Source organism: Corynebacterium lubricantis DSM 45231, from assembly GCF_000379425.1.
GTDB lineage: Bacteria > Actinomycetota > Actinomycetes > Mycobacteriales > Mycobacteriaceae > Corynebacterium > Corynebacterium lubricantis.
The window spans coordinates 1-21,071 of the sequence record NZ_KB902235.1; the positions used below are offsets into that span (position 1 = coordinate 1).

The window sequence follows — 21,071 nt, forward strand, 5'->3', positions numbered from 1 at the left end:
AGCTGGGATCGATCCGTCCGTTGGCACCGTCGGCGATTCCTACGACAACGCGTTGGCGGAAACGGTCAACGGTCTCTACAAGACCGAGCTGATCTATCCCCACCGGCCGTGGGCGTCGGTTGGGGAAGTCGAGATCGCGACCCTTCGCTGGGTGTACTGGTGGAACAACCACCGCCTGCACGAGTCATTGGGATACATCACCCCACAAGAGATGGAAGACGCCTACTATCAACAATCACACGCCCAGCCGTTGGGCGTTCAATAAGCGGAACGAAAACCAGGACGCTTCATTGTGTATAGCTAATTAGCTCGGTTCTTGGCCCAAAACGGTGCTAATTAGCTATACACAATTAGCCCAAGTGCCGCATCAGGCCACCCAAACACCGGATCAAGCCCCCTTCCCCAACCAAAGCAGCAAGAAGGGGCCTGCCCGAGTCAGAATCAACTCGAACAGACCCCAAGGAACCAAGGCCCCGAAAAACGAACCCTAGCTAATCACGGCAACCAGGTCCCCGCCTTCCACCTTGGTTGGCTGGCTCAGCGCAACGCGCTCAATCGTGCCGCCCACCGGTGCTGAAATTGTGGCTTCCATCTTCATGGCCTCGATGGTGGCAATTGGGTCGCCAGCCTTGACTTCCTGGCCCACCTTCACGTTCGGGGTGACGGTGCCTGCGAACGGCGCTGCCACGTGGCCTGGCTTGGACGAGTCTGCCTTCTCTACCTCGGCAACGGTGGAGTCGACGTTTTCGTCGCGAACCTTGATCGGACGGATCTGGCCGTTAACGGTCAGCACAACCTGGCGCATGCCCTTCTCGTCTGCTTCGCCGACAGCATCCAGGCGCACGACCAGCGGGGTGGAGCCGGTGTTTGGCTCACCGTAGACCACGATGGTCTCCTCGCCCTCGCGCAGACCGTAGAAGAAGGTCGAGTCGGACAAGGTGTCGGTGTAGCCGTACTTGCGGCGGTGCTCCAGGAACTCCTCGTACTGCTTCGGGAAGAGCAGCTTATCCAGGGCAGCACGGCGAACCTCGTGGTCGTCGGAAAGCAATTCCTCGCCGAGCTCTGCTGGGACCTCAACCAAGTGATGATTGATCTCGCCGCGGCCTGCGAGTGCCTTCTCGCGCAGCGGTGGCCAGCCTCCCGGAGGGGTACCGAGCTCGCCGGAGAGGAAGCCGATGACGGAATCCGGGATGTCGAATTTCTGCGGATCAGCCTCGAAATCGGCCGGATCAACGTTGGCACCCACCAGGTGCAGGGCGAGGTCGCCGACGACCTTGGAGGATGGGGTGACCTTGGTTGGGCGACCCAGCATCTTGTTCACGGCAGCGTAGCGATCTTCGATGAGCTCGAAGCGGTCCTCGAGGCCAAGTGCCTTTGCCTGCGTGCGCAAGTTGGAGAGCTGACCACCTGGAATCTCGTGCTGGTAAACGCGACCGGTAGGTCCCGGAATGCCGGACTCAAATGGTGCGTAGACCTGGCGCACGGCCTCCCAGTAAGGCTCCATGTCGGCGACAGCCTTCTCGGAAATGCCGGTGTCGCGATCCGTGTTCGCAAACGCTGCAACCAGCGCGGACATGGATGGCTGCGAGGTGGTGCCAGCCAGCGGTGCGGAGGCAACGTCGACGGCGTCGGCGCCTGCTGCTGCAGCAGCGAGGTAAGTGGCCAACTGACCGCCGGCGGTGTCGTGGGTGTGCACGTGGACGGGCAGGTCGAATTCCTTGCGCAGCGCGGTCACCAGGGTGCGGGCGGCCTCTGGACGCAGCAGGCCTGCCATGTCCTTGATGGCAATGATGTGGGCACCGGAGTTGACGATTTCCTCAGCCAGCTTCAGGTAATAGTCCAGCGTGTAGATATCCTCGGCTGGGTTGAGCAGGTTGCCCGAGTACGCCATGGCTACCTCGGCGACGGTGGTGCCGGTTTCCAGCACGGCGTCGATGGCTGGGCGCATCTGGGACACGTCGTTGAGCGCGTCGAAGATGCGGAAGATGTCAATGCCCGACGATGCCGCTTCCTTGACGAAGGACTTGGTCACGGACTCTGGGTACGGGGTGTAGCCCACGGTGTTGCGACCACGCAGAAGCATCTGGATGTTCACGTTCGGCATGGCCTCGCGCAGGATGTCCAGGCGCTCCCAAGGAGATTCGTGCAGGAAGCGCATAGCAACGTCGTAGGTTGCGCCGCCCCAAGCCTCAACAGAAAGCAGTTCTGGGGTGAGGTAACCGGTGTGCTTTGCAGCGGCGAACAGGGTCTTGGTGCGCACACGCGTAGCCAACAAAGACTGGTGTGCGTCGCGGAAGGTCGTCTCGGTAACGGCAAGTGCGGACTGGTTGCGCAGCTTCTCAGCGAACGCCTTTGGGCCGAGCTCGAGGAGCTCGTCACGGGAACCGCGAGGGATCGCATCGTATTCCCACTTTGGCAGCTTGTCGGAAGGACGCACGGTTGCTGGGTGCGCGCCGTTGGGCTGGTTCACGGTGGTCTCGGCCAAGTAATCCAGGATGCGACCAGCTTCGTCGGTGGCAGGAGGCGCCTCAAGCAGGTGGATGTGCTCGGCGATGAAGCCGGTGGCAATGCGCTTTTCCTTGAAGTCTGCCTCGTTGAGCAGGGCACGCAGAAAGCCAATGTTGGTGGACACACCGGAGACGGTGAACTCGTTGAGTGCGCGCTGGGCACGTGCCACGGCAGTGGCGAAATCGGAGCCGCGGCAGGTCATCTTCACCAGCAACGAATCGAAGTTCGGGGTGATCTCGGTACCCACAGATACGGAACCGTCCAGGCGCACTCCAGCGCCACCTGGGGAACGGTAACCAGTAATGGTGCCGGAATCTGGGCGGAAGCCGTTGTTCGGGTCCTCGGTGGTGATACGGCACTGCAGGGCGGCACCGGTAACCTTAATGTCTTCTTGGCGCAGGTCAAGCTCCTCTAGCGTTGCCCCGGCTGCGATGTAGAGCTGGGACTTCACAATATCCACGCCGGTGACCTCTTCGGTCACCGTGTGCTCTACCTGCACGCGAGGGTTCATCTCGATGAAAACGTGGTTGCCGTTCTCGTCGACAAGGAACTCAACGGTGCCGGCACCCTCATACTTGATGTGCTGGCAGAACTTCACTGCGTCGGCGCAGATCTCGTCGCGAAGCGCTGCGTCGATGTGCTGTGCCGGAGCGATCTCTACCACCTTTTGGTGGCGGCGCTGCAGCGAGCAATCGCGCTCGTAGAGGTGGATCACGTTGCCCTGGGCATCGGCGAGGATCTGCACCTCGATGTGCTGCGGGTTGATCACGGCCTGCTCAACGTAGACGGCAGGGTCGCCGAATGCGGCCTCAGCTTCGCGGGAGGCCTCGGTGGCTAGGCGCTCAACGTCTTCTAGCTTTTCGACGAAGCGCATTCCTCGCCCACCGCCGCCGGCGACAGCCTTGACGAAGACTGGGAACTGGAAATCCTTCGCCCACTCGGCAAGCTGCTTCGGATCATCCGATGGCTCGGAGTCGTGGAGCACTGGCAGGCCAGCCTCCTGAGCCGCATGAACAGCAGCCGACTTATCGCCGGTCAGGTCCAAGGTCTCGGCGGTGGGGCCAATGAACTTGATACCGTTTTCCTTGCACTTACGTGCCAGATCGGCGCGCTCGGAGAGGAAGCCATAGCCCGGGTAAACGGCGTCCGCGCCGGACTTCTTCGCGGCACGGATCACCTCGTCAATGTCGAGGTAGGCCTTGACGGGCTGGCCTTCGACACCAATGCGGATCGCCTCATCGGCAAAGGGGCGGTGGAAGGAGTTGCGGTCTTCCTTCGGGTAGACGGCAACGGTTTTCGCGCCGGTTTCAAAAGCTGCGCGGAATGCGCGCACCGCGATTTCGCCGCGGTTGGCCACAAGGACCTTGTTGAACGAAGGCAAGGATGATGCCATGGAAGGTTATTCCTTTCAAGGATCCCACCGCACCTGAAGTCTTAGGGTTGGCTTAGGGCTGTGGGAGGTTTTCAGCAATATGTGTAATAAGAGTCTAACGTTACTTAGGCGATCGCAAGTGATGTATTGCTCAGCGGGACCGCCGAAGTGATACAGATGTGAGGCAAAAAGTGTGCCCCTGCCGAGATCACCTCGCGGGGAAGGATCGTCGACAGGGGCGATTCGAGCGGGTGAGAATTACTTCTCGATGTGACGCTCAGCTGGGCCGTTGTACGCTGCCAGCGGGCGGATCAGGGAGTTGTTCTCGTACTGCTCCAGGATGTGCGCGGTCCAGCCGGTGATACGGCTCATCACGAACAGCGGGGTGAAGAATGGGATATCGAAGCCCATGATGTAGTACGCAGGACCTGCGGGGAAGTCCAGGTTCGGGCGGATCTTGATCGAGGTGTTCTCGTACATGGTCTTTGCCATGATGTCGTACATCTCGACCCACTTCTGGGAGCCCTCGTGCTCGGAAGCGAGCTTCTTGAAAGCAGCTTCCATGGTTGGGACGCGGGAGTCGCCCTTCTTGTACACGCGGTGACCAAAGCCCATGACGAGCTCCTTGTTGGCCAGCTTGTCCTTGCACCACTGCTCAGCGTTAGCTGGGTCGTCGACCTCGATCATGTTGTACATGACGGCCTCGTTGGCGCCACCGTGCAGTGGGCCCTTGAGAGCGCCAACAGCACCGGTGAGAGCGGACCAGGTATCAGCCTGGGTGGAGGTGATCACGCGAGCGGTGAAGGTAGACGCGTTGAAGGAGTGCTCAGCGTAGAGGATCATCGACTTCTCGAAGCACTCAACATCGCCTGGCTTGTTCACTGGGGAATCTGGGCCGTCGCCGAAGACCATCCAGAGGAAGTTCTCGGAGAAACCGCGGGTTGGGTCTGGCTTGATGTAGCCCTCGCCGCGGCGACGACGGATATCCAGCGCCACGATGGTCGGGATCTTCGCCAGCAGGGAGCGAGCGATGTTGCGGATGTGATCCGCGTTCGGGGTGAAGTGCTCCTTGTCCTGGGTGCCCAGGTAGGAAATCGCGCTGCGCAGCACGTCCATTGGGTGGCAATCCTGTGGCATGGACTCGATGACGCGGATGGTGTCCTCGTCGAGCTCACGGTTGTCCCAGCAGCCCTGCTGGAATTCCTTCAGCTGCTCTTCGGTTGGAAGTTCGCTGTTCCACAGCAGGTATGCGACCTCTTCGAAGGTGCAGTTCTCTGCGAGTTCCTGGACTGGGTAGCCGCGGTAGAGCAGCGAGTTGGTCTCAGGGTTGACCTTGGAAATAGCGGTGTAGTCAGCGTAGACGCCGGCTAGGCCCTTCTTGATATCTGGCTCAGTCATGTTGATGCTCCTAAAGAAATTTGCTCAAGTGCTTTATTCAAATGTGGACTTGTAGGAATCCAGCGAGTAGGTAAATACCTGCTGGTCGAACTGGTTGTACTTTTCGTAGTCGACCAATTCGTACAAGCGGGAACGGTGCTGCATCTTGTCGAGCCAAGGCACCTGGGTACCAGTAGCAGAGATGTCGCGCAGCATTTCCTCGGTAGCGCCCATGGCGATGCGTAGGGTGGTCACCGGCCAGATCACGGCGTTGTAGCCAAGGTCTTCCAGCGTTTGGGCGGACAGAAGCTCGGTTTTTCCGAACTCGGTCATGTTTGCAAGCAGTGGGATGTCGACTGCCTTGCGGAACTTCTCGAAGTCTGCGGGTGAGTACAGAGCTTCGGTGAAGATCATGTCGGCGCCTGCGTCGGCGTATGCCTTCGCGCGCTCGATGGCGTTGTCGATGCCTTCGATGCCAGCTGCGTCCGTACGGGCACAGATGACGAAGGTGTCGTCGCGACGCTCATTGACCGCTGCGGTGATGCGGCGAACCATCAGGTCCTGCGGGACAACTTCCTTGCCGTCGAGGTGGCCGCAACGCTTCGGGTTGACCTGGTCCTCGAGGTGGAAACCGGCGATGCCTGCGTCCTCAAACTCGGAGATGGTGCGTGCGGCGCTCATTGGCTCGCCGAAGCCGGTGTCGGCGTCGACCAGGATGGGCAGGTTGGTGGCGCGTGCGATCTGGCGGGAGCGACCGGCAACCTCGGTAAGCGTGGTCAGGCCGATGTCTGGCAGGCCAAGGTCGTTGGCGAGCACGGCGCCCGAGACGTAGACGCCTTCAAATCCGCCGATGTCTTCGATCAACTTCGCAACCAGTGGGCTAAAGGCACCCGGCAGCTTGGTAATCGTGGAGGAATTCAGGGAGTCGCGCAGTGCTTGGCGGCGTTCGGTTGGTGTCTTTGCAGACGAGAACATTTAGAAGATCCCTTCAGGGGTTTCTGGTGCCTGTGCGAGAGCTTCGTCGGTGACAACGATGTTCAGCTCGTTCAGGTCGGTCAGGTTTTCCAGGTTCTGTGCAGCGGCAAGGAAGCGCTCCTGCTCCTCTTCGGAGACGAGGCCCTTAGCCAGGGTGCGGAACTTGTTGATGTACTGCTCACGAGCGAATGGGCGGGCACCGAGTGGGTGTGCGTCAGCAACAGCCATCTCGTCTTCGACGACGGTGCCGTCCTTGAAGGTGATGACAGCCTTGGCGCCGAATGCCTTCTCTGCTGGGTCGTGGGTGTGGTAGCGACGGGTCCACTCTGGGTCCTCGACGGTGGACACCTTGTGCCACAGCTCAACGGTGTCTGGGCGGCCTGCGCGCTCTGGTGCGTAGGAGTCAACGTGGTGCCAGGTGCCGTCCTGGAGAGCGACGGTGAACATGTACATGATGGAGTGATCCAGGGTCTCGCGGGACGCGGTTGGATCCATCTTCTGTGGGTCGTTGGCGCCGGTGCCGATGACGTAGTGGGTGTGGTGCGAGGTGTGCAGCACGATGGACTCGATGTCCTCGGTTGCCAGGCCCTTTTCTTCCAGGGTGGACTTCATGCGGCGAGCCAGGTCGATTGGTGCCTGTGCCTGGTACTCCGCGGAGTGCTCCTTGGTGTAGGTCTCCAGGATGGCGCGCTTTTCTTCGCCGTCTGCTGGCAGTGGCACGGTGTAGGTGTGCTCTGGGGAGTGCAGCATCCATGCGATGAAGCCGTCTTCACCTTCCCAGATTGGAGCTGGTGCGCCCTCGCCGCGCATTGCACGATCAACGGACTCGATGGCCATCTTGCCTGCGAATGCAGGAGCAGATGCCTTCCAGGAGGAGATCAGGCCCTTGCGGGACTGGCGGGTTGCGGTGGTGGTGTGCAGCGCCTGGCCGACAGCCTGGTAGATGGTGTCGATGTCCAGGTCCAGCATGGTTCCGATACCAGCGGCAACGGATGGGCCGAGGTGTGCGACGTGGTCGATCTTCCACTCGTGCAGGCAGATGCCCTTGACCAGGTTGACCTGGATTTCGTAGCCGGTTGCAATACCGCGGATCAGGGTCTTGCCGTCGAGGCCCTTGTGCTGTGCGACAGCGATCATTGGAGGAATGTTGTCGCCTGGGTGGGAGTACTCGGCAGCCAGGAAAGTGTCGTGGTAGTCGAGCTCGCGCACTGCGGTGCCGTTGGCGAATGCTACCCACTCAGCGGAGTAGTTGCCCTCAACGCCGAAGATCTTTGCACCGTTCTCGGTGACTGGGTGTGCCTGTGCGATGACGCGGGCGGAGGTGACTGGGCGGCGTGGTACGGAAGCCACTGCCACAGAAGCGTTGTCGATGATGCGGTTAATGATCATGTCGACGGTGTCAGCAGGCACCTCGACTGGGTCAGCTGCGACCTTTGCCACCTTGTAGGCAAAGTGCTCTTCGTACGGGAAGTCCTCTGCAGACTTGTGCGTGCGAATCTCGTGGTTGATCATTGATGACCTCTCTGTGGGGGAATCAGTGTGAATACGGTTTCTTCGAGCCGAGCTAGAAGACCGAGCTAGAAACCCGTAAATACGGATTTACGTGCGGTTTCTGCGTTGAATGTCATAGTAGTCAGAATGTTGTGTCACACGTCACGGTTAAGTGTGTGTAAAGTTGTGGCATGAGTTAGTAAACTTTGTAAAATCTGTGAAAGATACAGGTCAGGCAAGGAAAAGGACGGCGAGGCACCAATGAGCAAGCTCTTCGCGGGGGCACGGATCCACACGCTTCGGAAGCACCATGAGCTCACCCAGGTGGACATGGCCCGTCAGCTCGGCATTTCCACGAGCTATCTCAATCAGTTGGAAAATGATCAACGCCCACTGACCGCCACGGTGTTGATGCAGCTCACGGACTCTTTCGGTGTCGAGGCGTCGTATTTTTCCAGCGAGCACGACATCCGCACGGTCAACGAACTCGCCGAAATCCTCCCCGACATCCCCACCGAGGAGCTCAGCGATTTCGCCGCGCGCTTCCCCGCCCTGGCGCACCAGGTTTTACAACTTCCGCAACACGTCGGTGAGAACACGATCCACCCCTACGAGGTCGTGCGCGACTTCTTCTACGATGCGAATAACTATTTCCACGAGCTCGATACCGCCGCCGAGGACTTCGCCACGTGGGCCGGCTCCCCCCAGATCCGGCTCACGCGCATCGCCACCGCGCTCGATACCAACTTCGATGTCACCGTCCGCTTCAATCAACCGACCGGCGGGCTGCGCCGCGTCTACGATCCGGTACTACGAGAACTGCGCCTCCTGCCCGGAATGACAGAGGCGCAGCAGTGCTTCGAGTTGGCGTTTCAGCACGGTTTAATGAAAGAAGCATCGCTTATCGACGATTACGTGGATGGCCTACCGTCGGAGGAAACAAAGGAAATCGCCCGGCTGGGCCTCGCCCAGTACTACGCGGCTGCGGTGGTCATGCCTTATGGGGTGTTCTTGGCGCAGGCAGAGCGCACCCGCTACGACATCGATCTCATTGCAGCACGTTTTGGCACGAGCTTCGAGTCCACCTGCCAGCGCCTCTCTACGCTACAGCGACCGGGTTCGCGCTCGGTCCCGTTTTTCTTTGTGCGCACGGATCGCGCGGGCAATATTTCGAAGCGGCAATCGGCAACGTCGTTTCACTTCTCGCGCACCGGCGGCGGGTGCCCGTTGTGGGTGGTCCACCGCGCGTTTGAAACTCCGAACCGCATCACCAGGCAGGTCGCTGCGATGCCTGATGGGCGCACATATTTGTGGATCGCGCGCATGGTTCAAGGCTCTGCCCGCGGGTTCGGCACTCCCGCGAAGGAGTTCGCGGTGGGGCTGGGCTGTGACCTCGACCAGGCGCACCGCCTGGTCTATTCCGACCAGCTGAACTTAAGCCCGCAGTCCGCCATGCCCATTGGGCCTGGGTGCGGGACCTGCCAGCGCGAGGAATGCGTCCAGCGCGCCTTCCCAGTGGAGGGTCGAAAAGTCTCGCTCGATCTCAACCTCACCACCGAACTGGCTTATCGGACGGTGCGTGACAGCTAATCCAGGTCGCTCTTGGACACGAGGCGACGAGCCGCCTCGGTGATGGAACCAGACAGCGACGGGTAGACCGACATGGACTCGGCCAGGTCGCTGACGGTGAGGTTGTTCGTCACAGCAACGGTCAGCGAGAGGATCAGCTCGGATGCAGTTGGTGCCACGATCACGCCGCCGAGCAGCTGGCCGGAACCCTTGCGTGCGAACAGCTTCACGAAGCCGTGCTTCAGGGAACGCATCTTTGCGCGAGGATTCGTGCTCAGATCAAGCTTGACAATGTCTGCCTGAACTTCGCCGTCGAGGATCTCCTGCTCGGTCACGCCAACTGCAGCGATCTCGGGACGGGTAAACACTGCATTGCCCACAGTCTTCAAGCGAATTGGGGTCACGCCTTCGCCAAGCGCGTGGTAGACGGCAATACGTCCCTGCATCGCGGCGACGGAGGCCAGCGGGTACAAGTCGGAACAGTCACCAGCAGCATAGATACCCGGGACGTTCGTACGCGAGACGCGGTCAACCTGGATGTGGCCGGACTTCGACGTGTTCACCTTCACCGAGCTCAAGTTCAGACCCTCGGTGTTCGGGATGGAACCGATCGACATAATCGCGTGCGAACCATGGATTTCACGGCCGTCGGTGGTGCGCACAATAACACCGTCGCCGGTGTTCGTCACGGTTTCCACGCGTGCGTGCTTTTCCAGGGAAACGCCACGGCCAGCAAGGACAGTCTCCAGCACGTCGGCGGCATCGGCATCGTCGTGAGGCAGAATGCGGTCACGGGAAGCAACCATGGTGACCTTGACACCCAGCTCGGCGAATGCGGAGACGAACTCGGCACCGGTAACACCGGAACCCACAACGATGAGGTGTTCTGGCATCTCCATCAAGTCGTAGACCTGCTGCCAGGTCAAGATGCGCTTGTCGTCGGGCTTTGCGCCGTCGAGTTCGCGTGGGGAAGCACCAGTGGCAACCAGCACCATGTCCGCCTCCATGATGTATGCATCGCCTTCGTGCGGCATTACTTCAACGGAGTGGGTGGTGTGCGCCGACTGGTTCGCAGCGAAACGCGCACGACCAGTGATGACCTCCACACCAAGGTGGTTCAGCTGCTCGCGGATATCGCGGGACTGCTCGGAAGCCAGCGCGATCACGCGGTTGTTCAATGCTTGCAGAGAGAGGTCTGCGTGTCCGAGACCATGGTTGAGTCCCATGTCTTCGGCACGGCGCAAGTCGGTCTTGATATTTGCGCCGGAGATAAAGCTCTTGGAAGGCACTACGTCCTTGAGGACTCCAGAGCCACCGATGCCCTGTTCCTCGATCAGCGTGACGTCACCCTCAAATTTTGTTGCAGAAAGAGCGGCCTCATAACCAGCGGGTCCGCCGCCGATAATCACGATCTTTTTAGGCACAGAGGTATCTCCTTTATTGTCGTTAAATTCCGTGCCTAGTGTAGCGATATTTTTCTAAACTAGTGAAGTAAGCCTCCGCCGAAATCCCCAGGCTCTGACTGTTTTGCGACAAAACGTTCGACTACCGAACCGAATAAACGGATCCCGACACCAATCGAGCGCTCGTCGACAAGCAAATTTCCTTGGTGCAAATCCTGTTGTTCACCCTCGCCCGACCAACAACCCAACCGGGCCATCGAGCCCGGAACGTGCTCGAGATACCACGAAAAATCTTCGCCGCCCGAGGACTGTGGCGCATTGACAACGCCTTGCGGATCTACTGCCCTTCCGGCTTCGGCGAGAAGTGCGGTGGCGACATCGTCGTTAAGCACGGGAGGCACTCCGCGCAGGTAGTCGAGTTCAAACGTGCAGCCTGTGGGCGCGATGATCGAATCGATCAGGTTGTAGACGAGCGGCTCCAATTCGCGCCACGTGGCAATGTCGGCGGTGCGCAGCGTGCCCCGGATACGACCGGACTGTGGGATTGCGTTCGGGGCGAAGCCCGCCTCGACTTGACCGAAGACGAGCACGGTGCCGGTGCGCGGATCGACCCGGCGCGAGAGCAGCGCGGGGAGCTGAGTGATCACGGAGCCCAGTGCGTAGACTACGTCGCTTGTCAGGTGCGGACGTGAGGTGTGCCCACCGGCGCCCTGCACCTTGAGAGTAATCACATCGGTGGCGGAAGTGATCGCACCGGTGCGCACACCGACCTTTCCCACCTTCAATTTCGGCTCAGCGTGAAGGGCGAAAATGGACCCGACACCATGCAGTCCGCCGTGGGCGATGACATCGGAGGCTCCCCCGGTCATGATCTCCTCGGCCGGTTGGAAAATGACGCGCACGCCGTGCGGCAAATCGATCGTGGACAGCACACACGCCAAGGCGAGAGCCACAGTGGTGTGCACGTCATGCCCGCAGGAGTGCGAAACACCGGGGTGGGTGGAAGCGAACTCGAGGCCGGTGATCTCGTGGATCGGCAGCGCATCAATGTCGGCGCGGAACGCAAGGCGGTTGTCACCTGCGGGGCCGATATCAACGTAGAGGCCCGTACCTGGGAAGCGCACCGGGCTGAGGCCGTGTTCCATGAGGACTGCCTCGAGGAAATCGGTGGTTTCAAACTCTTTGTTGGACAGCTCTGGGTGGGAGTGCAGGTGGCGACGCCAGCCAATAACTTGATCACCATGTTCAAGCAACCAATTGTCCACTTCGGCTGCGATACCCACTTGCACACTCTCCTACCGCGTTGATCAATAAAGCCTCTTGGATAGGAAGTCTACAACTAGACCAAGCGGTATGGTTAACCGCTCTGCCAATTGCTTAACTTTCTTGGGGGAAAAGCCGGAAGCGTGGCGCCTGCCCGCGTCGGCCTTCGGCGATGAATTCGTCGTGATAGCGTGCCGTATCTTCCCGTGTGCGGGGCCACTGTAGATTCATGTTCGGCAATGATTGCGGGCCCGACTCGGAGGTACCCGCGTTGTCGGGGCAGACTTCCTCGACCATTTGCGCTACTCCTGGCAACAGCACCGCGGGCGGAACCGCCAGCCCTGCGGCCAGCTTATACATGGTGGACAGCGTGGGATCCGCGCTTTTGTCACTGTTGTAGTGATTGCGTTCCAGCATGGAGATCAGTGAACGCGACACTCCTGACAGTTCCGCCAGCCTGCTTTGCGAAAGTCCCCGCATGATCCGCAGGCGGCGGATCCGACTGGATAAATTGAACCCGTAGCTCGCCCAGTGTGGAATGACTTGATTATGAGCCCTACTCGACATGACGCCCCCGTCTCGCCAATCTACAAAAGCTTTATCTTTCAAATTCATCGTTAATAATATTTTCCTCACGAGAGTATCTCACGAGGCGAAAAACCTCAGCGCTGGGGAAACAGGAGGGACCGGCGGGGCAAACGGGGAATTAGAGATGGATGTTACGCGGGCCGTAAAGACGGTCACCCGCGTCGCCAAGTCCCGGCACGATGTAGGCATCCTCGTTCAACTCGGGATCGATCGCGGCAGTGACCAGGCGAATCGGGAAATTCGATTCCGCGAGCCTATCCACACCCGGCTGCGCGGAGACCATGCACACCACGGTGATGTCATCGGCGCCGCGTTCCACGAGTAGCTTGAGCGAGTGAATCAGCGACCCGCCGGTGGCCAGCATCGGATCAACAAGGAATACCGGCTGGCCCTTGAGGTCGTCGGGAAGCGCCTCCAAGTATGGGACCGGCTCGTGCGTTTCTTCGTCACGAGCCATTCCGATGAAGCCTACCTGTGCGTCCGGAATCATCGACAGCGCCGGGTCAATCATGCCCAGGCCAGCACGAATGATGGGAACGATGATCGGTGGGTTCTTCAGCCGCACGCCATCGGCCACCGCCACGGGAGTTTCGCAGTCAAAGTGCTCGGTCTCGAGTTCGCGTGACGCTTCGTAGATCAACATGGCGCCCAGATCGGAGAGCGCTGCGCGGAATCCCGCGTTATCCGTGCGCTTGTCGCGCATGATGGTCAGCCGCGAGGCGGCCAGGGGGTGATCAACCACAGTAATGTCCATGTCCTACATGCTAGAAGCAATTTGGCGACGAGAGGGAACCGAACCCTGAAAAATTGCGTCTAAGAGGGTATGAACACTTCCACAAACCCTGCACGTACCTCTGCGATCAATCTTGACCCCGCCCAATCTGCCGTGCTCATCGATTCCCTGCGCCTTGATGCCGCCGGCTTGCCCAGTGCGCCAGAGATTGCGTTGCCCGGCATTGGCCCGCTCGCCCGTATCAGCCATGCACTGACTCTCGCCTGGCAGCATTACAACGCCCAGTCCGCGCAGGTCCACGATCGCACGCACTTTCACGCCGATGAGATGACTACCTTGACCCACCAGGCCATGGCCTGCGACGACACGCTTGGCCAGCAGTTGCAGGGATTGGCACCATGATCGACCTTGTCTCCCCGATTACTGCCATCGCCGAGAAAATCCCTTCGCCCTTACCCGCCTCAACATTGGGCACCCTGCCCGGCTTCGACGCGGCGCTGCCCTTGGCCGACATCGTCGGCGGCGACCCGAGCTTGTTGTTCCGCCACGTCGAGCAGCTCGAGCACACGGGCACGCTTATCGACGATGTCGTGTCCTCTTCGACCGGCCCCATCCTGTCCGCGGGTGCCGATCTCTTCTCGATCGCGCAGGACTTCCTCACCTATGCCGTTACCCGCGCCGCGGCACTCGGCAATCCGCTAACGGCCCCGGCAGCCGCGATCGATGTTTCCGCCGAAGCCCTGCGCAGCGTGGCTGAGGCGGAACAGCGCCTCTTAGTACTCGAGCAGGAGTTGGCGCCTTTTGCCGCCCAGTTGGAATCACTCGTGGCGGATTCAGAGCCCATGGCCACACCGGTAAGTTCCGCCCCAGTAGACAGTCCGGTCTTTCAGGCAGCCTCGATGTCGGCACCGGCCTCCGTGCCCGCCCTACCCGCAGCCGAACCGGGCGAAGCTGCGCCGCACGACAGCGTTGTCACTGCCCCACCTAACTCCGAGGAAAGCTCCGGGGCCAATCCCGCGGGCCAGGCAGCCGTTGCCGCCGCCAAAAGCCAACTGGGCACACCATATGTCTGGGGTGGTTCCCAGCCCGGTGGCTTCGATTGTTCCGGTTTAACATCCTGGGCGTATGGCCAAGCCGGAGTGGAAATCCCGCGCACGGCAGAGAACCAGGCGGTGGGCAGGCAAGTCAGCTTTGATGAATTGCAGGCCGGTGACCTTGCGGTCTGGGACGGGCATGTGGCCATGTACGCCGAGGACGGGATGATGATTGAGGCGGGTGATCCTGTGCAGATGAACCCGGTGCGGACGGAAAATATTGGGATGGGCTTTCAGGGCTTCTGGCGACCAACGGGCTAACGTTTAGTAGAGTCGGTGTCTATGAGCACGCGCGCGATTCTCCCTGTCAAACTCTCGTTGACCGACGGTGATTTCTACACCTTGTGGGCACCCACGTGGAAAGAGGGTGGCTCCGAGTGGCAGGCCTTCTACGGCGATGACACAAAGGTGCTTGCGTTTAACTCCCCAGAGGAATTGCTTGTCCACCTTGAGAGCAACACCAGGCACGATCTTGCGTCGCATCCAGAGTGGGCAGATTTCACCGCCAAAGGCGCTGATCGAGTCGTCCCGTCCGACAAGCAGTACTACGACATCGTTGGTGCACCGGCATTGCTCGCGGGTCGCCCAAGCCACGAAAACGTGTCTACCCTGGCGCGCATTTTTAAGCTCACCTCCTCCCTGGCCGAGGTGGGCGGGGCCGAAGATGCCGTGATCTTCTTTGCTTCGCACTCGATTTTGGGCAACGTAACCCGTGGCTCTGACCACTACAACGGCGATCAAGGTGCCGGCGAGTGGTCCGCTGTCGGCCGTGTCGTGCTGGGCAATTGGGAAAAGGTCGTCAAGTCGCTCGACGAGGTGGTGCGCGTCGTCGATACTTCTGACCTCGACGAGGCTGCCATCTCCGCGGCGTCCGCTCGAATCTCTCAGGCTGGCAATGACCGCGAAGAGGCCCGAAAGGCAGCCGAGGCCGAGCGCGAAGCCGAACGTGCCGCGGCAGATCCCTATGACACCTCGGCCTGGGCCGCCGCGGGCATCGACCCTGTCAAGATCACGGCGCAGGGCACGTCCGTGTACACGCTGCGCACCTACCTGGAAGGTCAGCCCGTATTTTTGGGCCGCTTCGGCGAGATTTTCACCTTCCCGACCAGCAAACAGCTCCTGCGCTGGATGTTGGACAACAACGAACACGACCTAGCGAATGTGTCTACGTGGGAGGACTTGGTCAGCGCGGCGCACGCAGGTGAGCTGGAATTTAGCGTGCACAAGGATAATTCCTACTCACTCAATGGCATCGCTGAAGACATTGAAAAAGGCCCAGATGCCGTGGATACACAGCAGCTGGGCAAGGCCTACGAGCTCATGGCTGACGCCGCCGACTGGGCGCAGGATGATTCCTTGAATTCATTCTTGCTGGCCAACCCACGGATGCAGGAATACTTGGGGTACATGCTCGGCTCGAATGAACAAGCCGGTTATGTTCCTTCCGCACCGTTCACCGACAAGGTGGACGGCTGGAAGGAAATGGAGAACATGCTGATCAAGCGGTTCTCCAAGTTTTAGAGTGACGTCCCAGATCTAGGCTACGGACTTGGGCTTCAGTCCTACATAACGGTGGTTCCGAACAACCAACCCACAGCCCAGGTCAGCACCAAGGCAAGCGCTCCGCCGATCACTAGGCGCACGGCCGCCTTGCCTTGGTTCGCGCCACCCAATCGTGCAGAAATCACGCCGGTAATCGCCAACGCCACGAGGGTGACGAAGAAGACGAACGGAACGCGCCACGTATCCGATGGGAAAAGGATCGCCAGCATCGGCAGCATGGCGCCAAGGAAGAACGCAATAAACGAGGACACGGCAGCCGACCAGGGGCTCACAATGTCAGATTGGTCGATGCCGTAGTGCATTTCCAGGTGCGTGGCTAGTGGGTTATGAGCGGTGGCTTCCCGTGCCACTTGCTCCGCGGTTTCCCGCGAGATCCCCTTCTTCTCGTACTCTTGGACCAGCACCTCGAATTCGCCGTCTGGGTCTTCGGAGTGGAGGCGCTTTTCTTTCTCAATAATCGCGTTTTCCGCATCGCGTTGCGACGACACCGAGACATACTCGCCCAATGCCATAGAGATTGCACCGCCCACAACCGCGGCGATGCCTGCAGTGGCGATGGCTCGGATATCGGAACTTGCACCGGCCACACCGACGATGACTGCAGCCGTAGAGACGATGCCATCGTTGGCACCAAGGACGCCTGCACGTAGTTTGTTTAGTCTTTCATTCAAGCCGCCGGTTACTTCCGACGGAGTCTGCGCTGTTAGCTCACTCATATCTATAGTTTTAACCCATTGCGCAGGTTTCAACAACGAAGGTAACCCTATCCAAACTGCAGGTCACAGCCTATTTTTGGTAAGGCTCCCCTACCATCTGCCGTCTTTGGTATTTCTATTGCGAGCCGTTCGACGCTCAATGACCGAAAAGGTCTACAATAACGATTCGATGAAGACTGTTTCTTACTTCGCGGCTACCCTCGCGTGCGCCACTGTCCTTGCCGTCACTCCCGTGGCGAACGCGCAAGAAGATGCAACTCCGCAGCCTCCCGAGGAGTCGGTGACCTCCATTCCGACTCGTGAAACCGCGCCGGATACTAATCGATGCCCGAACAAGACCTCACCTCCTCAGGCGAAAACTACGTCTGAGGCACCCGTCGATGGTGTCACTCCGACACCGATCGCGCCGGTCTATGACGGACCCTGTGGGGTGATTGCGGCTGAGGGTTATCAGGTGCCCGACAGTGTGTTGGCTTCCAGTTGGCTTGTGGCCGACATCGATACCGGTGAGGTCATTGCGATGAAGGATCCGCATGGCAGGTACCGCCCTGCTTCGATCATCAAGGTGCTGCTTGCGCTGACCGTGATCGATGAGTTGACCATGGATCGCAAGGTGATTGTCTCCCATGAATCCGCTTCCCAGGACGGGTCCGCGGTGGGCATCGGCGAAGGTGGGGAGTACACCGTGGAGCAGCTTCTTTACGGGCTGCTGCTGGCCTCGGGAAACGATACTGCCCACGCTCTCGCGCAGGAACTTGGCGGTGATGCAGCGACGTTAGAGAAGGTCAATAGCCTCGCCCGCGAGCTCGGCGCAGAGGAAACTCGCGCGGCAACATACTCAGGTTTGGATGCTCCGGGAATGCAAACCACCGCCTGGGACCTGGCGAAAATCTACCAGGTAGCCTATGAAAACCCGACGTTCGTGAAGATCACCAACACCGAGCATTACGATTTTCCTGGTTACGGCGACCTCGAGGGGTACCAGTTGTGGAATGATAACCAGCTCTTCATGAACGACCCTAACGGTATCGGCGGAAAAACGGGTTTTACCGACGACGCGAACCATACGTTCGTCGGTGCCCTAGACCGCAATGGTCGCCGCATCATGGCGATCGTTTTAGATACCACGGTAGATAAGGCCCGTCCGTGGGAACAGGCACAGTCGCTTATCGACGAGGCGTACAACTTTACAAGCACCGATCAGGTGGCTTCACTCAACGAGGAGGCCGCACCCGTTAAGCAGGATGCTGACAATATCCAACAAACCCCCGCCCCCGAGGTCCCCTCCGAGGCGGCAAGCAGCACCTTTGACTCGGATTTCTCCACCAAAGTGGGAATAGGCGCCATCGCCGTCGTGGCCTTGGCTGCTATCGCGCTCGCAGCCTTGGCTCTGCGTTCTAGGCGGGCGTCTACTTCCTCCGGAGCAAGGCCAAAGCACCGGCGCCGATAGCACCTGCTGCAGCACCGATACCCAGCATCTTCCCATTGCTGACTGCCGGCTCCTGACGAACCTCGTGGCGCACCCGGATCACAGCAGGATCCGGCGCTTCCACGGTTGCTTCCTCCAAGGCCTCATCGGTGGTCGCTGTCCACGCCGAGACATAGAGCACGACGCGCCAGATCAAGTACAGCACGATCATGAGCGCGATAATCGGGCCGAAGGCAGCACCCGCCGGGTTGCCCAAAGCAGACGACACGATCACAGTGGATAGCTGCTTGATCACTTCAAAGATGATCGCGCCTAAGAAAGCACCCTTCAGGCCGGACTTCCGAGGCACCTTGGTGCGCGGCAGGTACATAATCAGCCACACCATGACCAGGAAGTTCGCCAGAATACCGACGATGATGGCAACGCCGAAGATGATCCAGCGCAGACCCGGTAGATCACCGAGTCCGATTTGTTCGAGCACCCAGGAGGTTGCCCCAGAGGAACCGATGGCTGTCACGAGGAATGCCACGGCCAGTGCGATGAGCAGGCCGATCAGCGCGACAAGGTCCCAGAGCTTCTTCATGACGAAGTTTCCGCCCTTGGTCGGCGATAGATTCCACATCGCGCCAATGCCGGCACGCAGGTTATTCATCCATCCCAGTCCTGACCACAAAGCTGTCAGAGCACCAACACCCAAGACGGCGTTGCGCTGGGCAATGGCTTGATCGATGATGTCGTTGACCATCGTGCCCAGTTCTCCCTCCAACGAGGAAGAAATTGAGTCTTGGATTTGCTGCAGCAGATCAGGGCGACCTGCGAGGAAGATGGCCATTCCGCCGAAGAGCAACATGGCCAACGGGAAGACCGACATTACTGAGAAATAAGTAATGCCCGCTGAGTACTGGTTACCACCAGATTCCCCGAAGCGGTCTTGCATGCGCATGAGGTGATCCAGGACGGGTGCTTTCTCGCGCACCTTGTCTACTGCCCCCTTGTCGTCTGCGTGGGCTCGTTCGATTCCGTATTCGTCAGTTTTCTCGGCATTGGGCGCCGTACGTGTAGCCATGCTCCTCCTTCCGAAAAATTAAATGAGTCATTATTGATGGTAAATCAATTCACTGTCAGCGTGCAGACAGTGAACTGTAACAATCGAGATTCAGGACGTAAGATAGCCTAAGGATGTTATCTAATTAATTCTTTTCGAAAGGGACTTCCCATGGCACGTTCTAAGGATCAGAAGCGCATTAGCCCTGCAGCCCTCGGCGCAGCAGGCCTGACTGGCTCCGTTGTTGCACTGGGCGGCGCTGCAACCGCGACCGCTGCAGACATCGCAGTGGTCGCACAGCAGGCTGGCGAGCAATACCCAAACTATGGTGCGTGGGCTAGTTCTGGCCTGCAGTGGGAGTGGTTCTATGTCATTATCGCTGTGCTCGCAGTGGTCTCGTTGGTCGTGACCATCTACCTCTCCGGTAAGAACAGCCGTCGCAACGGTCGTCGTGAAGGCGGCCTCTAAGCCTGAGCAAGACACAGAAAAGCGTTAGCTGAATTCGTATCGGATCCAGCTAACGCTTTTTTAGTGCGCGCATTTAGCGCTTCGGGCGCAGGAAACCAGTCTTTTCGTAAACGTCTTCAAGGACTGGCTCCGAGACCTCGCGGGCACGCTCGGCGCCTTGAGCGAGGATGTCCTCTAACTGGGCGCGGTCGGCCATGAGCTCGTCGTAACGCGCCTTGAGTGGTGTGGTAAACGCCTCGAGTGCGTCGGCGGTATCGACCTTGAGCGCGCCATAGCCTTGGCCCTCGTAGCCTGCGACGAGATCCTCTGTGCTCGTTCCGGTCAGCGCAGACTGGATGGCCAGCAAGTTGGACACGCCAGGCTTGTTCTCGCGATCGAAGGCGATGACGCCATCATTGTCTGTGACGGCGCTGCGCACACGCTTAGCGGAGACCTTTGGCTCGTCAAGGAGATTAATCAGGCCCTTCGGGTTTTCTCCCGACTTGCTCATCTTCGAGGTCGGATCCTGTAGGTCGTAGATCTTGGCGGAGCCCTGTGGGATAAACGCGTCAGGGACCACGAAGGTCTCGCTGTAGCGGGAATTGAAACGCTCAGCAAGCGTGCGGGTGAGCTCCAAGTGCTGGCGCTGATCTTCGCCCACCGGAACCAGCTGAGGCTTGTACAGCAAGATATCGGCCGCCATGAGCACGGGGTAGGTAAACAATCCAACCGTGGTGCGATCCTGGCCCTGCTTCTGCGACTTGTCCTTGAACTGCGTCATACGAGAAGCCTCACCGAAACCGGTGAGGCACTGCAGTACCCAAGTCAGCTCTGCATGCTGAGGGACGTGCGACTGGACAAAAAGGGTGGATTTTGCTGGGTCAATGCCCAGCGCAATGAGCTGCGCAGCGCCCGCAACGGTGCGGTGGCGCAGCTCTTCTGGATCCTGCTCAACGGTGATCGCGTGCAGGTCGGGGATGAAGTAAAACGCGTCGAACTCTTCTTGCAGCTCGATCCACTGCTTCAGGGCTCCGAGGTAGTTGCCCAGGTGGTAGGAATCGGCTGTGGGTTGGATGCCGGATAGTACGCGTTGCTTTTCACTCATGACCATTTAGTCTAGTCAGGTCGCAGCACGCGCGACGCTTTAACCCGGCAAGCTACTCATGCTACCTGCAGCAGCATGATTACTGTGCTGTGGTGTCACCCTTGTGCTTGTAGTGCGATGCGTCATCGTCGCGGCCATCGTAGATAGGCACGCCACTGGCAAGACCACGTGGGGTCTTGATCTTGCCGGTGGAGACGAGGTAGAGAACGTGACCGAGCATGACCAACGAGAACGCCAGACCAATCCAACCGAGCACCGTGTAGTTAAACATGATGCCAAGGATGGACAGGGTGAGTATTAGGAACGCCACAAGCAATTCGATAATAACTAGGACCATGCCCAATAGTTTAGTCTATAAGTCCCGGTAACACCATATTTTTTCAAACCCTTGCG

19 protein-coding genes are annotated in these 21,071 nt (G+C 59.4%); 7 read left to right on the forward strand and 12 right to left on the reverse strand.

Translation table 11 applies throughout. The features are described from left to right. Positions 1-265, forward strand: a 265-nt coding sequence (locus A37O_RS0111500) for an integrase core domain-containing protein (RefSeq protein ID WP_018297649.1), incomplete at its 5' end; no start/stop codon positions are given. A gap of 222 nt (positions 266-487) precedes the next feature. Here A37O_RS0111500 and A37O_RS0111505 read toward each other — a convergent pair. The 4 genes from A37O_RS0111505 to prpD all read right to left on the reverse strand — a co-directional run bounded on the left by A37O_RS0111505 (position 488) and on the right by prpD (position 7,744). Then, a complete protein-coding gene (locus A37O_RS0111505; RefSeq protein ID WP_018297650.1) occupies positions 488-3,901 on the reverse strand; it encodes a pyruvate carboxylase in 3,414 nt (1,137 codons plus the stop codon). Positions 3,902-4,138: 237 nt separating this feature from the next. Further along, the gene (locus A37O_RS0111510) at positions 4,139-5,278 is read right to left on the reverse strand and encodes a bifunctional 2-methylcitrate synthase/citrate synthase (protein WP_018297651.1); all 1,140 of its coding nucleotides are present in this window, start codon (positions 5,276-5,278) and stop codon (positions 4,139-4,141) included. Positions 5,279-5,311: 33 nt separating this feature from the next. Next, positions 5,312-6,232, reverse strand: a complete 921-nt coding sequence (gene prpB, locus A37O_RS0111515; protein WP_018297652.1) for a methylisocitrate lyase — start codon at positions 6,230-6,232, stop codon at positions 5,312-5,314. Beyond that, the gene (gene prpD / locus A37O_RS0111520; RefSeq protein WP_018297653.1) at positions 6,233-7,744 is read right to left on the reverse strand and encodes a 2-methylcitrate dehydratase PrpD; all 1,512 of its coding nucleotides are present in this window, start codon (positions 7,742-7,744) and stop codon (positions 6,233-6,235) included. A 240-nt stretch (positions 7,745-7,984) separates the two neighbouring features. On the opposite strand from prpD, the gene A37O_RS0111525 reads away from it, so the two are divergent. Beyond that, positions 7,985-9,313 carry a short-chain fatty acyl-CoA regulator family protein gene (locus tag A37O_RS0111525; protein WP_018297654.1) on the forward strand — a complete coding sequence of 443 codons (1,329 nt, stop codon included), beginning with the start codon at positions 7,985-7,987 and terminating at the stop codon, positions 9,311-9,313. Here A37O_RS0111525 and A37O_RS0111530 read toward each other — a convergent pair. The 4 genes from A37O_RS0111530 to upp form a co-directional block, all read right to left on the reverse strand. Further along, positions 9,310-10,716, reverse strand: a complete 1,407-nt coding sequence (locus A37O_RS0111530; protein ID WP_018297655.1) for an NAD(P)H-quinone dehydrogenase — start codon at positions 10,714-10,716, stop codon at positions 9,310-9,312. The genes A37O_RS0111525 and A37O_RS0111530 overlap by 4 nt on opposite strands. A gap of 59 nt (positions 10,717-10,775) precedes the next feature. After that, complete coding sequence (locus tag A37O_RS0111535; RefSeq protein WP_018297656.1) at positions 10,776-11,978, reverse strand: amidohydrolase; 1,203 nt, start codon at positions 11,976-11,978, stop codon at positions 10,776-10,778. Between the two features lie 94 nt (positions 11,979-12,072). Beyond that, positions 12,073-12,525, reverse strand: coding sequence for a helix-turn-helix transcriptional regulator (locus A37O_RS0111540; RefSeq protein ID WP_051077995.1), 453 nt, complete (start codon positions 12,523-12,525; stop codon positions 12,073-12,075). A 139-nt stretch (positions 12,526-12,664) separates the two neighbouring features. Continuing rightward, positions 12,665-13,300, reverse strand: a complete 636-nt coding sequence (gene upp / locus A37O_RS0111545) for a uracil phosphoribosyltransferase (RefSeq protein WP_018297658.1) — start codon at positions 13,298-13,300, stop codon at positions 12,665-12,667. Positions 13,301-13,369: 69 nt separating this feature from the next. Between upp and A37O_RS0111550 the strand changes: the two genes are divergently transcribed. Genes A37O_RS0111550 through A37O_RS0111560 form a run of 3 tightly spaced genes read left to right on the forward strand, consistent with a single transcriptional unit; the run spans position 13,370 to position 15,894 of the window. Next, the gene (locus A37O_RS0111550; RefSeq protein WP_018297659.1) at positions 13,370-13,681 is read left to right on the forward strand and encodes a hypothetical protein; all 312 of its coding nucleotides are present in this window, start codon (positions 13,370-13,372) and stop codon (positions 13,679-13,681) included. Then, positions 13,678-14,634: a C40 family peptidase gene (locus A37O_RS16910; protein ID WP_018297660.1), complete on the forward strand. Its 957-nt coding sequence runs from the start codon at positions 13,678-13,680 to the stop codon at positions 14,632-14,634. The genes A37O_RS0111550 and A37O_RS16910 overlap by 4 nt, the downstream gene beginning before the upstream one ends. 21 nt (positions 14,635-14,655) lie before the next feature. After that, positions 14,656-15,894 carry a hypothetical protein gene (locus A37O_RS0111560; RefSeq protein WP_018297661.1) on the forward strand — a complete coding sequence of 413 codons (1,239 nt, stop codon included), beginning with the start codon at positions 14,656-14,658 and terminating at the stop codon, positions 15,892-15,894. Between the two features lie 41 nt (positions 15,895-15,935). Here the strand turns inward: A37O_RS0111560 and A37O_RS0111565 are convergent, their stop codons facing one another. Further along, entirely contained in the window at positions 15,936-16,652 is a 717-nt protein-coding gene (locus A37O_RS0111565; RefSeq protein ID WP_018297662.1) for a VIT1/CCC1 transporter family protein, read from the reverse strand. A 169-nt stretch (positions 16,653-16,821) separates the two neighbouring features. Here A37O_RS0111565 and A37O_RS0111570 point away from each other — a divergent pair, with 169 nt between their 5' ends. Beyond that, positions 16,822-18,102, forward strand: a complete 1,281-nt coding sequence (locus A37O_RS0111570; protein WP_033378173.1) for a D-alanyl-D-alanine carboxypeptidase family protein — start codon at positions 16,822-16,824, stop codon at positions 18,100-18,102. On the opposite strand, the gene A37O_RS0111575 is transcribed toward A37O_RS0111570, so the two are convergent. Further along, complete coding sequence (locus A37O_RS0111575; RefSeq protein ID WP_018297664.1) at positions 18,062-19,147, reverse strand: YhjD/YihY/BrkB family envelope integrity protein; 1,086 nt, start codon at positions 19,145-19,147, stop codon at positions 18,062-18,064. The genes A37O_RS0111570 and A37O_RS0111575 overlap by 41 nt on opposite strands. A 150-nt stretch (positions 19,148-19,297) precedes the next feature. Here A37O_RS0111575 and A37O_RS0111580 point away from each other — a divergent pair, with 150 nt between their 5' ends. Next, entirely contained in the window at positions 19,298-19,594 is a 297-nt protein-coding gene (locus tag A37O_RS0111580) for a hypothetical protein (protein WP_018297665.1), read from the forward strand. 73 nt (positions 19,595-19,667) lie between these two features. On the opposite strand, the gene trpS is transcribed toward A37O_RS0111580, so the two are convergent. Together trpS and A37O_RS0111590 are read right to left on the reverse strand one after the other, a co-directional pair. Further along, entirely contained in the window at positions 19,668-20,678 is a 1,011-nt protein-coding gene (gene trpS / locus A37O_RS0111585) for a tryptophan--tRNA ligase (RefSeq protein ID WP_026196333.1), read from the reverse strand. A gap of 79 nt (positions 20,679-20,757) precedes the next feature. Beyond that, positions 20,758-21,015 carry a hypothetical protein gene (locus A37O_RS0111590; RefSeq protein ID WP_018297667.1) on the reverse strand — a complete coding sequence of 86 codons (258 nt, stop codon included), beginning with the start codon at positions 21,013-21,015 and terminating at the stop codon, positions 20,758-20,760. Positions 21,016-21,071: the final 56 nt, after the last annotated feature.